The following is a 13294-nucleotide window of genomic DNA, read 5'->3' on the forward strand; positions in this document are numbered from 1 at the left end:
GAGTGAATGTGGGCTTGCAAATCTTAAAAATACTTGCCATACGCTATGCCTTGCGCTATCTGCGAATATAACCCAAGCATTTTAATGGCCGTCATAGCAGCTTCGTCGCCTTTGTTTCCGTGAATGCCGCCAGCTCTGTCTACTGCCTGCTCCATGGTATTGGGCGTTAGCACACCAAATATGACAGGTTTGTTTGTTTTAAGACTCACATTGGTTATACCTTGTGAAACTGCGTGATTAATGTAGTCATTGTGTTTTGTCTCTCCCTGGATCACTACGCCCAGTGCTATCACAGCATCAATATCGTCGCGCTGTGCGAACCATTGGGATCCCAGTGTAAGCTCAAAACTGCCCGGCACATTTCCTCTTTCAATGTTTTCAGCTTTGGCTCCATATGCCACTAAAGTCTGATAAGCACCTTCGAAAAGCTTTTCGGTTACTTCTGTATTCCATTCCGCCACCAGGATAGCGAAACGCTTGTTTGAAATATCAGGAAGGTCCTCTGTCTTGAAAACACTTAAATTTTTATCTGCACTTGACATTGCTATTTGACGTTATCGTGAAAATCTGGTTTGAAATGAATAAAAAAAGGATAAAACCAGGTCGGCTTTATCCTTTTGCAGAACAGAATGGTTAACCATTATTTGCCGACCTGTCCTTCTAATAATCCCATGTATTTCTTGGCATTCACTACTTCCGAGGAAAGAGGGAATTCGTCGATAACACGTTTATATGTGGTCACAGCATCACCAGGTTTACTGGCCTTTTCCTGAGCAAGTGCAAGTTTCATCAGGTAAACTGGCGTGAAGTACTCGTTCTTTTCATAATCGGCAGCTTTTTGATAGAAAGAAATCGCATCAGCCGGCTGGTTTTTTTCAAGGTAGGCGTCGCCAATCAGGGACTGGGCACGGGCATGGATCAGCAGATCTGAAGAACTGAAAGATTGCAGGTGACTGATCGCATCGTCATATTTTCCCTGCTTCAGCAATGCAACACCAGCATAAAAATTAGCAAGGTTACTCGCATCTGTTCCTTTATAGCTGTCAGCGATAGACAGAAGGCCTTCGTTTCCACCACTTCCGTTCAATGCTTTTTGCAAAGAATCGGCTTCGAAATCATATACAACACTTGCAAGCGCGTTTTGGGCTGTTCCTTCCTGACCGTCGATATAAAAACGATATCCCGCAAAGCCGATGATTGCGACCAATATTGCTCCACCGATACCTAAAACGATTTTGCGGTTTTTGATGAAAAAAGCCTCTGCCTTATTAATCTGGCCGGCTAAAGCTTCCGGAGTTTCAATTATTTCCAGCCCAGCCTCACCCGCGTTTTTCTTGCTCATATTAATTAATTCAATTTTGGAGTGCAAAGTTATGAAAACTTTGTTAAGTCAAAACAAGTTATTGTACAATTCTTTGCATTAGATCTGCCCGGAAATAGCATCTATCGGCTCCCCGCTAACTTTCCCGCACAAAACATGACAATGAATTTATAGAAAGCGGGTTATACCGAAAATAAAAAAGCGTGAAAGTACGGATACTTCCACGCCCTCTCCTAAATATTTAATGACTAGCTGTACAAAGGAAATTGCTTCATCCAGTTGTTCACTTCGCCTTTTACAGCTGCTATTTTTTGTTCATTATCATGGTTGACCAATACGGTATCAAGAAGGTCGACAATGCGCTCCATATCCGACTCAACAAGACCACGGGTAGTCATTGCTGCCGTTCCCACACGGATACCCGAAGTTACCATCGGAGATTTGTCATCAAACGGCACCATATTCTTATTAATGGTAATATCCGCTTTAATCAATGTATTCTCAGCCAGCTTACCTGTGAGCCCCGATTCGATTCCGTTTTTGGTCCGCAAATCGATCAGCATCAGGTGATTGTCCGTTCCGCCGGAAATAATCCGGTATCCCTTTTCAACAAATGCCTTGGCCATTGCCTGCGCATTTTTCGTGACCTGCGTTGCATAATTGTAATATCCTTCGCTCAACGCCTCACCAAATGCAACTGCTTTCGCTGCAATGATATGCTCCAAAGGACCTCCCTGCGTACCAGGAAAAACACCTGAGTCCAATAGTGAGGACATTGTTCTCAGTTGGCCTTTCGGCGTCTTGATTCCAAATGGATTTTCAAAATCATTCCGCATCATGATCACGCCGCCTCTTGGTCCGCGCAGGGTCTTGTGTGTAGTGGTTGTTACAATGTGGCAGTGATCAAACGGATCTTTCAAAAGCCCTTTTGCAATTAGGCCCGCAGGGTGTGCGATATCTGCCATTAAAAGTGCGCCGATCTGGTCAGCGATATTTCTCAGACGCTCATAATCCCAGTCGCGGCTGTACGCAGAAGCACCGCAGATTAAAAGTTTCGGGCGCTCCTTCAAAGCGGTTTCCTCTACTTTATCCCAGTTGATCAAACCGGTTTCCGCTTCTACACCGTAAAAAATCGGCTGGAAATATTTACCTGAAATATTCACTGGCGAACCATGCGTAAGGTGACCTCCGTGCGCCAGATTGAAACCCATAATTTTGTCACCCGGATTCAAACAAGCAAGAAATACCGCTGTGTTAGCCTGTGCGCCGGAATGCGGCTGCACATTTGCCCAGGTAGCGCCAAAAAGCTCTTTCAGCCGATCGATCGCGATCTGCTCGATCTCGTCTACCACTTCGCATCCACCATAGTAACGTTTGCCTGGCAGACCTTCGGCATATTTGTTGGTCAAAACGCTGCCGGAAGCCTCCATCACCTGACGGGAAGTAAAGTTTTCAGAAGCTATAAGCTCAATACCGGATTCCTGACGATATTTCTCTCTGTTGATCAGATCGAAAATGGTGGTGTCACGTTCAACGCTGGTGATGGTAGACATGAGTGTATTTTTATGATATGGACTGAAAGATGCCGCAAAAATACGATCATTTCTTTCGGAATGAAATAATAAGACTTACTTTATGTTTTCGCTGAGCCTACTGCATTTATGATTAGCCTCTATTTACTTTAAAGCAGTATTTTTATGTAAAAGTTGTTTTTAAATTATTTTAAGAATATTGTTTTTGTATCGTAGTTTTGTGCTCAAATATTGATGCGTGGTCGTGCACTTCCACGAAAATGATGTAAATTCCACTATCTATTCTAAAACTCTTACAATATAAAACAAGGAAACATGAGCCAACAAACGGTAAGCCCCCAGACCATACTGATGCAAGCTTCCAACAACGGAAAAGGTACAAATGGCACGATAGGCCAGCCAATCACCTATGAAAAAATCCCTACCCAGATTTTTGCAGATTCAAAGGAGGCATCTTACGCAGTAGCAAAGGAAATCGCTGATCTGATCCGTCAAAAGCAGAAAGAAGGGAAGCCTTGTGTCCTCGGACTTGCAACCGGATCTTCTCCTAAGACGGTATATGCATTGCTGGTGAAGATGCACAGGGAGGAAGGGCTTAGCTTTAAAAATGTGATCTCTTTCAACCTCGACGAGTACTATCAAATGGAGCCCGACTCTATTTATAGTTACCACAGGTTCATGAAAGAGCAGCTTTTTGACCATGTTGATATTGCTAAGGAAAATTACTTTTTGCCCGACGGTACCGTGCCGGCCGCTTTATTACGCGATTACTGCACTTCTTATGAAAATAAGATCCATGCCGTAGGCGGGCTGGATTTTCAGTTACTTGGAATTGGTGGAAACGGGCATATTGGTTTCAATGAGCCTGGTTCGCTCATCAACTCCCGCACGCGGCTGATTACGCTCGACCACTCGACAAGGGTAGCCGCGGGCATGGAATTTGGCGGGCTTCACAACGTGCCCCGTAAAGCAATCACCCTCGGTGTTGCGCCGATCCTGAATGCGCGTCGTATAGTATTGCTTGCCTGGGGTGAAAGAAAAGCTTCTGTGATCAGAGGCGCTGTAGAAGGACCGGTTACCGAACTTAACCCCGCATCTTATTTGCAGGCGCACCCGGACGTTTCCTTCGTGCTGGATGAAAGTGCTGCCTCAGAGCTCACCCGCATCAAAACCCCCTGGGCCGTTGACTCGGTTATCTGGGATAATAAAATGATTAAGAAAGCTGTGACCCACCTTTCGAAAATCCTCAATAAGCCAATTCTAAAACTAACTGATAAAGATTATAATGATAATGGTATGAGTGATTTGCTCGCTCAATATGGCGCAGGTTACGAAATCAATATCAATGTCTTTAACCAGCTCCAGCACACCATTACCGGCTGGCCGGGAGGAAAACCAAACGCAGACGATACTTACCGGCCAGAGCGTGCACAGCCCAAGAAAAAGCGCGTCCTGATTTTCAGTCCGCACCCGGATGACGATATTATTTCAATGGGAGGTACTTTCCAAAGACTTGTGGATCAGGGCCATGAAGTGCATGTGGCTTACCAAACGTCAGGAAACATTGCAGTGGCTGATGATGAAGCGCTCCGTTTTATTGATTTCGTTGTAGATTTTAACACTGGGTTTGGAATTGACAGCCCGGATGCGAACCAACTGTTCCTCGACGCTAAAAATTTCCTTAAACACACAAAAGACAGTGAGATCGACACACCTGAAATACGCAAGGTAAAGGGTCTGTTGAGAAGAGGAGAGGCTAAGGCGACGTGCCGGTTTGTTGGGATCCCTACCAGTCAGGCACACTTCCTTGATATGCCTTTTTACGAAACGGGTACTGTCCAGAAAAAACCGATCGGAGAGGAAGATATCAAGATCATTGAAAATCTGATCGAAGAAATCAAACCGCACCAAATTTATGCAGCAGGCGATTTTGCCGATCCGCACGGAACGCATAAGGTTTGCTGGGACGCTATCGAAGCCGCATTGCACCGTTCGAAACATAAGAATTTCATGAAAGATTGTTGGGTATGGTTGTATCGAGGCGCCTGGGCTGAATGGGATATCTATGAAATTGAAATGGCTGTTCCGATGAGCCCTGATCAGGTATTGAAGAAGCGTCAGGGAATATTTAAACACCAGTCACAAAAAGACGGCGTAGTTTTCCAGGGCGAAGATTCGAGAGAATTTTGGCAGAGAGCCGAAGAGCGTAACCGCGGTACCGCTCATTTGTACGACTCTCTTGGTCTTGCCGAATATGAAGCTATGGAAGCATTTGTAAGGTGGAAATTCTAATACAAACAATAGCAAAAAAGAAGAGCCCGGTTATCCGGGCTCTTCTTTTTTATACCTTAATTATATTGGGAACTTCTACATTCTCGAATCTATTCTACAATTCCATATCCATCCACATTCTTTGCGCCATTTTCTCTACCATAGTCATAATACCCTGAAAAGCGCCAAATACAATACATAGCGGCAGAATTACAGGCAGGAATATGAGCCATTGCAACGCCATTGTAAAATTGAATCTTTTGAAAATTGGTGCTTTCATATCAGGATCGGTTAATACCTCAGAGTTTAGTTTCTCAATTTATACAAATTACTTCTACTAAACAACGTCTTAGCAAGGAAACGTTCTAAAATTGTTCAAAATTTCAACAAAATATATAATTATTCTCAAATATCATAATGTTACGACCGTTGCTGTGAATCCTGTAACTGCAGATTTCGAAAGAACCGGTTGCGAAAATTTTTGTTTATTTGTTAAGTATAAATAATTCTTCCCGCATATGCCGTCTCCCGACATTATACAACTGTTACCTGATTCTATCGCAAATCAAATTGCAGCTGGAGAGGTTGTGCAAAGACCGGCATCCGTGGTTAAAGAACTTCTTGAAAATGCAATCGACGCGCACGCTACTGTAATTCAGGTGGTACTCAGAGAAGCCGGAAGAACTTTGATACAGATCATCGACAATGGTTCAGGTATGTCGATCACCGATGCCAGAATGTCTTTTGAGCGGCACGCAACATCAAAAATCCGGAAATCAGAGGATTTATTCCGTATTCGGACAATGGGTTTTCGCGGTGAAGCACTTGCATCTATCGCAGCAGTTGCACAGGTTGAATTGCGAACCAGACAGGAAGGCGAAGAGCTTGGAACCCTGATTCGTATCGATGGTTCTGAAATCAAAACCCAGGAAAGCGTAGCGGCCGTAAAGGGAACCAGTCTTTCGGTTAAAAACCTTTTTTTCAACGTACCTGCGCGGAGAAATTTTCTCAAATCAAATTCGGTTGAAATGCGTCACGTGCTTGATGAATTTCAACGCGTGGCGTTGGCACATCCCGAGGTCAGTTTTACGCTACATCATAACGATACTGAGGTATTTAACCTGCCACCGGCCAAGCTTGTGCGCCGGATTGTTGACATTTACGGGAAAAGTTATCGGGAACAATTGGCCTCCTGTCAGGAAGAGACATCCTATGTAAGTGTGCGCGGATATATCGGCAAGCCGGAATTCGCCAGAAAAACACGCGGCGAACAGTTTTTTTTCGTAAATGACCGCTTCATTAAACATAGTTATCTCCATCACGCCGTAATAAGCGCTTTCGACGGAACGATCCCGGACGGGAGCCATCCATTTTACGTACTATTCCTTGAAATTGATCCTTCGCATATTGATATCAATATCCATCCTACCAAGACAGAGATAAAATTTGATGACGAAAAATCGGTATATGCAATTGTGATGGCGGCTGTCAAAAAGGCTGTGGGCATGTATAATTTCTCACAGTCAATCGATTTTGATGATAATGTAAACTTTTTCAACCAGGGTATATCTGATCCCGGTCAGAGTTTCATTCCGAGAACGGTCATGCCAGACTGGGCTGCACAGTCCAAAAAAGCGGGAAACGGGCCCTCCAAGTCAAACTTGACCAGTTGGAGTAAATTGTTTGAAGGGCTTCAGAATACAGAAGATAGGGGCAGCGAACTGGCCGCATTCGATGTAAGTCCGGTAACCGTGTCGCGCCCGGCTTACCAGGAAGAATCCAAAACAGTGGCGAGCAAGGTCAACCGAATGGCATCGGAAGTCATCGCAGCTCCTGAAAGCGACGCCGTTCTCTTTCAACTACATAACCGGTACATCCTTTCTCAGGTAAAAGATGGCATAATGCTCATTGATCAGAAAGCGGCTTACGAAAGGATATTGTACGAAAGGTATCGTAAGATGCTGATCAACAGAAGTGGCGCCTGCCAGCAACTACTTTTCCCAAAGCGGATAAGGCTTACACATTCTGACATGCAGCTTGTGAAGGAAACTAAAAAGGAAATACATAGCCTCGGATTTGAATTCGATGAATTTGGTCAAAATGAGCTAATTATCAGAGGCATTCCTGCTGATCTGCCGGAAGAGCGTGAGCAAGACCTTTTCGAGGAACTGATTGAACAATTAAAGCAGAGTTATTCTGATCTGAAGCTCAATAAACCGGAAAGTCTTTCACGGTCACTTGCGAGGCGGTTTTCGGTTCGCTATGCTGTTAAACTGTCTTTTGTAGAAATTCACACGCTTATTGACCAGCTGTTCGCATCGACAGATCCTAACCGGACTCCCGGAGGAGAAGCTATCATTGTACTGCTTACAATGGATAAGCTTACGAGCATATTCAAAAGCTAGGAACCAAAAAACGGACAGAAGCCGTTCTAAAAATAAAAATTTGAATAAGAAATATATATGTTATCCATAACCCCCACTGTTAGAAACTTACTGATACTGAATATCCTGTTCTATCTGGTTGATTCAAGCTTCCTCAATCTCAGTAACAACTTCGCCCTGAGGTCGCTTTTGTCACCCGAATTTATGCCCTATCAGTTTGTAACATATATGTTTCTACATGGAAGCCTGGGGCATTTGTTTAGCAATATGTTTGGTTTGTTCATGTTTGGGCCACTTTTGGAGCGCATGTGGGGACCGAAGCGATTTTTGTTTTTCTACTTTTTTACAGGAATAGGTGCTGGACTGCTTTTCTCAGGAATTGATTATTTTGAGAACACTCAGGTAAGGCAGGCTGTTGAGATATTTACACAAAATCCTACACCCGATGCCCTGGCGGATTTCATGAGCAAACATGCGAAAGGCATTTACGAATCGACCCTTAATTTTTTAAATAAATTTGAAGAGAATCCGACCGATTCCCGCTATATTCAGGATAGCATTAATTTTGTTAATATCTACTATGAGCGTTTGATCAGTACGCCTATGGTAGGGGCATCTGGTGCAATTTTCGGCATTCTGATGGCGTTTGGTTTATTGTTTCCAAACACTGAGCTCTTTCTGTTGTTTGTACCGTTTCCTATAAAGGCCAAATATTTTGTGACCTTTTACGGATTGTATGAATTGTATTCCGGTATTCAGAATGCTCAATCGGACAACGTAGCGCATTTCGCCCATATCGGAGGAATGCTATTTGCATATATTTTACTGCGTTACTGGGGCACGCAAAAAACAAATTTCTATTAAGACAGAAGATGAGCAATATTGTTGACGATATAAAACGCGAATTCGCTAAATCTGAGAATGCACTCGTAAAAATAATTTTGATCAACACTGCAGTTTTTCTTGTATTACTGCTTTCAAAAATTATTCTGACCCTTTCTCAAAGTTCAGGTATATACCAGCTGATTATCAATTCCGTACAGCTTCCTGCTGCCACGAGTGAATTCATTTACAAGCCCTGGACACTTATTACCTACTTTTTTACACACGATGACATTTTCCATATTCTCTTCAATATGCTGTTCCTGTATTGGTTTGGCAAGCTTGTGGATGAATATCTGGGTGCTAAACGTGTCATAGCCTTGTATATGCTCGGCGGAATTGCCGGCGGACTGATTTATATGGTTTTGTATAATATCCTGCCTTACTTTCAGGCCCACGTTGAAGGTTCCAGGATGCTAGGGGCTTCCGCTGCAGCATTTTCAGTTGCCGTTGGCGCGTCAACGCTTCTGCCTAATTACACATTCAATCTGATATTTCTTGGTCCGATACGAATCAAATTTATAGCTCTTTTTTATATCATTCTTTCTCTTGCTCAGACAGTCGGACCGAATGCTGGCGGTAACCTTGCTCATTTAGGTGGTGCATTTGTAGGATACTTGTTTATCAAGCTTTTGCAAAGTGGGACCGATCTGGGCAAACCCATTTATGCAATAATGTCGGGCTGGTCGAGACTGTTCAGGAAACGCCCGGCAATGCAGGTTACTTATCGTGAAAGGCAGGTATATCGCAGTACGAGTGTATATTCATCATCGTCATCGGGTACAATAGAAATGCCTGACCAGATGGAAATTGACACGATTTTGGATAAAATCTCAAAATCGGGATATGAAAGTCTAACCAAGGAAGAGAAGCAAAAGTTGTTTAAAGCCAGTCAGCAGAAATAACGTGGTCAGATTTAGCAGCGATTTTTGTAATTTCGTTGATTAATTGGATACCAAAAATTGCTGAAAATCTTATCTTAATACCGCCATATGCTTATAACTCCTGGCAAATTGTTAGCTAAAATCGATAGTCCGGAAGACTTACGTAAACTGGACATTTCTCAGCTTCCCAATGTATGCAGTGAGCTAAGACAATTCATTATTGACAATGTTTCTGTATATGGAGGTCATTTCGGAGCTAGTCTTGGAGTTGTAGAATTGAGCGTTGCCCTGCATTACGTTTTTAATACTCCTGACGATCAAATTGTTTGGGACGTGGGACATCAGGCATACGGCCATAAAATTCTGACCGGAAGAAGAGATACCTTTCATTCCAACAGGACTTACGGCGGACTTGCCGGGTTTCCGAAAAGAAAGGAAAGCATTTACGATGCATTTGGTGTTGGGCATTCATCCACATCGATCTCGTCGGCCCTTGGCATGGCTGTTGCGTCTAAATTGGAAAATAATCACGAGCGCCAGCACATTGCCGTTATTGGAGATGGTGCTATGACCGCCGGATTAGCATTCGAAGGAATGAACCATGCAGGCTCCACTGACTCAAATCTGCTGATCATCTTAAATGATAATTGCATGGCCATAGACCCGAATGTGGGAGCTCTGAAAGAATATCTGACAGACATCACTACCTCTCAAACGTACAACAAGTTTAGAGACGAGGTTTGGAACCTGCTTGGCAAAATGAGCCATTTCGGCAAAAGTGCGCAGGAAATAGTCTCGAAAGTAGAGACTGTGATGAAAACTGCTATTCTGCGCCAGAGTAATCTTTTCGAATCACTTGGTCTTCGGTATTTCGGTCCAATTGACGGAAATGACATTAGCCATTTAACTGAGGTTTTAAGCGATCTTAAAAGCATTCCCGGTCCAAAACTTTTACATTGCCTTACTGTAAAAGGAAAGGGCTATGGTCCAGCTGAAAAGGATCAGACCAAATGGCACGCACCAGGGATTTTTGATAAGATAACAGGGGAAATCAAGAAAAAAACATTTGACACACCGCAAGCGCCAAAGTATCAGGATGTTTTTGGACATACTATTGTTGAGCTTGCCAAAGAAAACAAAAAAATTGTTGGAATAACTCCGGCAATGCCCTCTGGTTCTTCGTTGAATATCATGATGAGCGAGATACCTGAGCGTGCTTTTGACGTTGGCATTGCTGAGCAGCATGCGGTGACATTTTCAGCTGGCATGGCTACCCGGGGGGAAATTGTATTTTGTAATATCTACTCCACATTTATGCAAAGATCCTACGACCAGGTGGTCCATGATGTTTGTATCCAAGAACTGCCTGTGATATTTTGCCTTGACAGGGCAGGGCTTGTTGGGGCGGATGGACCTACGCATCATGGCGTATACGACATTGCCTACATGCGTTGTATACCAAATATGATAGTCGCATCGCCGATGAACGAGCAAGAGCTTCGTAACATGATGTATACGGCTCAATTAAGCTCTTTTCAGTCAGGTAAGCACGCTATGACTATTCGCTATCCAAGAGGAATAGGTGTGATGCCCCAATGGAAAACGACATTTGAAGAAATTGAGATTGGGCGTGGCAGAATGATACGACCAGGCAAAGACGTTGCTATATTGTCATTTGGGCCGCTGGGAAATTTTGCAAGTCAAGCATGTGATTTATTAGACCAGCAAGGAATTTCGGTTGCACTTTATGACATGCGTTTTGCAAAGCCACTTGATGAGCCGCTTTTGCACGATATTTTTGCTTCATATGATCGCATTGTTACTTTGGAGGATGGATGCCTGCAAGGTGGTTTTGGAAGCGCTGTGCTTGAATTTATGGTAGACAATGAATATTCTAGTCTTGTCAAGCGAATTGGAGTGCCAGATGCAATTATCGAACACGGGGAACCGCAGGAATTATATCATGAATGTGGAATGGATGCGTCTGGAATTGCTATTTCAATAAAGGATTTGGTGAATAGTTCTTCTCGGTCAAAAATTACTCTTGTTGACTAAACCAAGTTTTGTAGATATTATGGAGAGAGGGTATCGGATGGAGGTACCCTTTTTCTGTTTTTTACCCAAGTTAATCCTTAACAAAGGCCGAGTTGAGATTCGCAGCCGTTGTTGTCAACGGAGGTATTAGCTTTGAACGCATATAAGCCATCCTTTTGAGATGGTCTTTCTGATAGTATTTTGGCGACCCGGCTACGCGTCCCGCCTGGTTTACCAGGTGTTGGGCCAAGAGGGCGTCTGCCGGTACCATCGGCGGTCCCGGGCCAGGCGCCCCCGGCTTAGGCAGCCCCGCTTAACTTCTTTGTTGGGGGACGCGTAGCCGGGATTCGGAGAGGTGGACACGATGGGGTCAGGCACAAAAAAAGACCATCCTTTTGAGATGGTCTTTCTGATGGTATTGTGGCGACTACCTACTTTACCAGGTTTGATCCAAGTATCATCGGCGGTCCTGGGCTTAACTTCTCTGTTCGGGATGGGAAGAGGTGAACACCAGGCCAATAGTCACCAACAAGCTCTTTTGTTGATTCCGTGCTAAGGAAGAAGTGAAGTCGAATGCGACCCCAGCCCAACCAATAGTCACCAACAAGGTCTTTGAGTATTTCAATTTTGAATGATTGAATGTGTGAATGACTGAATAATATTCACTCATTCATTCATTGAGGCATTCAACATTGAATTTCATGTCATATTGGAAGTAGAAGAGTAAAAAAAGAAGGTTAAATGTGCAAGCTGTTGGGTAATTAGTACTGCTCGGCTGAATGTATTTCTACACGTATACCTGCAGCCTATCAACGTCGTAGTCTACAACGACCCTTATGTGGAAGATTCATCTTCGGGCTAGTTTCGCACTTAGATGCTTTCAGCGCTTATCTATTCCCCACATAGCTACCCGGCCATGCCCCTGGCGGGACAACCGGTTCACCAGCGGTGGGTCCACCTCGGTCCTCTCGTACTAAAGGCAGCCCCCGTCAATCTTCCTACGCCCACCACAGATAGGGACCGAACTGTCTCACGACGTTCTGAACCCAGCTCGCGTGCCACTTTAATCGGCGAACAGCCGAACCCTTGGGACCTTCTCCAGCCCCAGGATGTGACGAGCCGACATCGAGGTGCCAAACCTCCCCGTCGATGTGAGCTCTTGGGGGAGATCAGCCTGTTATCCCCGGCGTACCTTTTATCCTTTGAGCGATGGCCCTTCCATACAGAACCACCGGATCACTATACCCTGGTTTCCCACCTGCTCGACCCGTCGGTCTCACAGTCAAGCCTGCTTGTACTATTGCACTCCACACACGGTTACCAAGCGTGTTGAGCAGACCTTTGGAAGCCTCCGTTACACTTTTGGAGGCGACCACCCCAGTCAAACTACCCACCATGCACGGTCCTGCTCTTAGAGCAGTTAGATCCCAGGCCAGCGAAGGGTGGTATTTCAACGTTGGCTCCCCGATGCCTGGCGACACCGGCTCACAGCCTCCCACCTATCCTACACATCCCTGACCCGAAAACAATGCAAAGCTATAGTAAAGGTGCACGGGGTCTTTCCGTCCCGTGGCGGGTAAGCGGCATCTTCACCGCTACTACAATTTCACCGAGCTCACGGCCGAGACAGTGCCCAGATCGTTACACCATTCGTGCAGGTCGGAACTTACCCGACAAGGAATTTCGCTACCTTAGGACCGTTATAGTTACGGCCGCCGTTTACTGGGGCTTCGATTCAATGCTTCTCTTGCGATGACATCCCCTCTTAACCTTCCAGCACCGGGCAGGTGTCAGGCCCTATACGTCAACTTTCGTTTTGGCAGAGCCCTGTGTTTTTGCTAAACAGTCGCCTGGGCCATTTCTCTGCGGCCTCTCTTTGCAGAGGAGGCTCCCCTTCTCCCGAAGTTACAGGGTTAATTTGCCGAGTTCCTTAGCCGTGATTCACTCGAGCACCTTAGAATATTCTTCTCGACTACCTGTGTCGGT

Annotated in this window: 9 protein-coding genes and 2 rRNA genes (1 of these 11 cut by a window edge); 5 read left to right on the forward strand and 6 right to left on the reverse strand. The window is 44.7% G+C overall.

Going from position 1 to position 13294, the window contains the following annotated elements:
• Positions 1-23: 23 nt before the first annotated feature.
• From ribH to glyA, 3 genes are all read right to left on the reverse strand, one after another.
• Positions 24-542 (reverse strand): 6,7-dimethyl-8-ribityllumazine synthase, encoded by a 519-nt coding sequence (ribH, locus tag FXO21_RS10845; protein WP_149640099.1) that lies wholly within the window; start codon positions 540-542, stop codon positions 24-26.
• Between the two features lie 98 nt (positions 543-640).
• A complete protein-coding gene (locus FXO21_RS10850; RefSeq protein ID WP_149640100.1) occupies positions 641-1342 on the reverse strand; it encodes a tetratricopeptide repeat protein in 702 nt (233 codons plus the stop codon).
• Positions 1343-1569: 227 nt separating this feature from the next.
• Positions 1570-2874 (reverse strand): serine hydroxymethyltransferase, encoded by a 1305-nt coding sequence (glyA, locus tag FXO21_RS10855; protein ID WP_149640101.1) that lies wholly within the window; start codon positions 2872-2874, stop codon positions 1570-1572.
• Positions 2875-3204: 330 nt separating this feature from the next.
• Here glyA and nagB point away from each other — a divergent pair, with 330 nt between their 5' ends.
• A complete protein-coding gene (nagB, locus tag FXO21_RS10860; protein WP_149643453.1) occupies positions 3205-5145 on the forward strand; it encodes a glucosamine-6-phosphate deaminase in 1941 nt (646 codons plus the stop codon).
• Between the two features lie 94 nt (positions 5146-5239).
• Here the strand turns inward: nagB and FXO21_RS28750 are convergent, their stop codons facing one another.
• On the reverse strand, positions 5240-5404 hold the full coding sequence (locus FXO21_RS28750; RefSeq protein ID WP_192579203.1) for a hypothetical protein: 165 nt from the start codon (positions 5402-5404) through the stop codon (positions 5240-5242).
• Between the two features lie 238 nt (positions 5405-5642).
• On the opposite strand from FXO21_RS28750, the gene mutL reads away from it, so the two are divergent.
• The 4 genes from mutL to dxs all read left to right on the forward strand — a co-directional run bounded on the left by mutL (position 5643) and on the right by dxs (position 11329).
• On the forward strand, positions 5643-7529 hold the full coding sequence (gene mutL, locus FXO21_RS10865; protein WP_149640102.1) for a DNA mismatch repair endonuclease MutL: 1887 nt from the start codon (positions 5643-5645) through the stop codon (positions 7527-7529).
• 57 nt (positions 7530-7586) lie between these two features.
• Positions 7587-8372 (forward strand): rhomboid family intramembrane serine protease, encoded by a 786-nt coding sequence (locus tag FXO21_RS10870; protein ID WP_149640103.1) that lies wholly within the window; start codon positions 7587-7589, stop codon positions 8370-8372.
• 8 nt (positions 8373-8380) lie between these two features.
• Positions 8381-9295: a rhomboid family intramembrane serine protease gene (locus tag FXO21_RS10875; RefSeq protein WP_149640104.1), complete on the forward strand. Its 915-nt coding sequence runs from the start codon at positions 8381-8383 to the stop codon at positions 9293-9295.
• An 87-nt stretch (positions 9296-9382) separates the two neighbouring features.
• The gene (gene dxs, locus FXO21_RS10880) at positions 9383-11329 is read left to right on the forward strand and encodes a 1-deoxy-D-xylulose-5-phosphate synthase (protein WP_149640105.1); all 1947 of its coding nucleotides are present in this window, start codon (positions 9383-9385) and stop codon (positions 11327-11329) included.
• A 397-nt stretch (positions 11330-11726) separates the two neighbouring features.
• Here the strand turns inward: dxs and rrf are convergent.
• Together rrf and FXO21_RS10890 are read right to left on the reverse strand one after the other, a co-directional pair.
• Positions 11727-11838 (reverse strand): 5S ribosomal RNA (gene rrf, locus FXO21_RS10885).
• Positions 11839-12049: 211 nt separating this feature from the next.
• Positions 12050-13294, reverse strand: a 23S ribosomal RNA gene (locus FXO21_RS10890) (it continues 1576 nt past the right edge of the window).

Source organism: Dyadobacter sp. UC 10, from assembly GCF_008369915.1.
Classification (GTDB): Bacteria; Bacteroidota; Bacteroidia; order Cytophagales; family Spirosomataceae; genus Dyadobacter.

Excerpts from the sequence above, each read along its gene's own strand:
- ribH (WP_149640099.1), bottom strand. The coding sequence starts at position 542 with ATGTCAAGTGCAGATAAAAATTTAAGTGTTTTCAAGACAGAGGACCTT.
- dxs (WP_149640105.1), top strand. The coding sequence starts at position 9,383 with ATGCTTATAACTCCTGGCAAATTGTTAGCTAAAATCGATAGTCCGGAA.
- glyA (WP_149640101.1), bottom strand. The coding sequence starts at position 2,874 with ATGTCTACCATCACCAGCGTTGAACGTGACACCACCATTTTCGATCTG.
- FXO21_RS10850 (WP_149640100.1), bottom strand. The coding sequence starts at position 1,342 with ATGAGCAAGAAAAACGCGGGTGAGGCTGGGCTGGAAATAATTGAAACT.
- mutL (WP_149640102.1), top strand. The coding sequence starts at position 5,643 with ATGCCGTCTCCCGACATTATACAACTGTTACCTGATTCTATCGCAAAT.
- FXO21_RS10870 (WP_149640103.1), top strand. The coding sequence starts at position 7,587 with ATGTTATCCATAACCCCCACTGTTAGAAACTTACTGATACTGAATATC.
- nagB (WP_149643453.1), top strand. The coding sequence starts at position 3,205 with ATGCAAGCTTCCAACAACGGAAAAGGTACAAATGGCACGATAGGCCAG.
- FXO21_RS10875 (WP_149640104.1), top strand. The coding sequence starts at position 8,381 with ATGAGCAATATTGTTGACGATATAAAACGCGAATTCGCTAAATCTGAG.
- FXO21_RS28750 (WP_192579203.1), bottom strand. The coding sequence starts at position 5,404 with ATGAAAGCACCAATTTTCAAAAGATTCAATTTTACAATGGCGTTGCAA.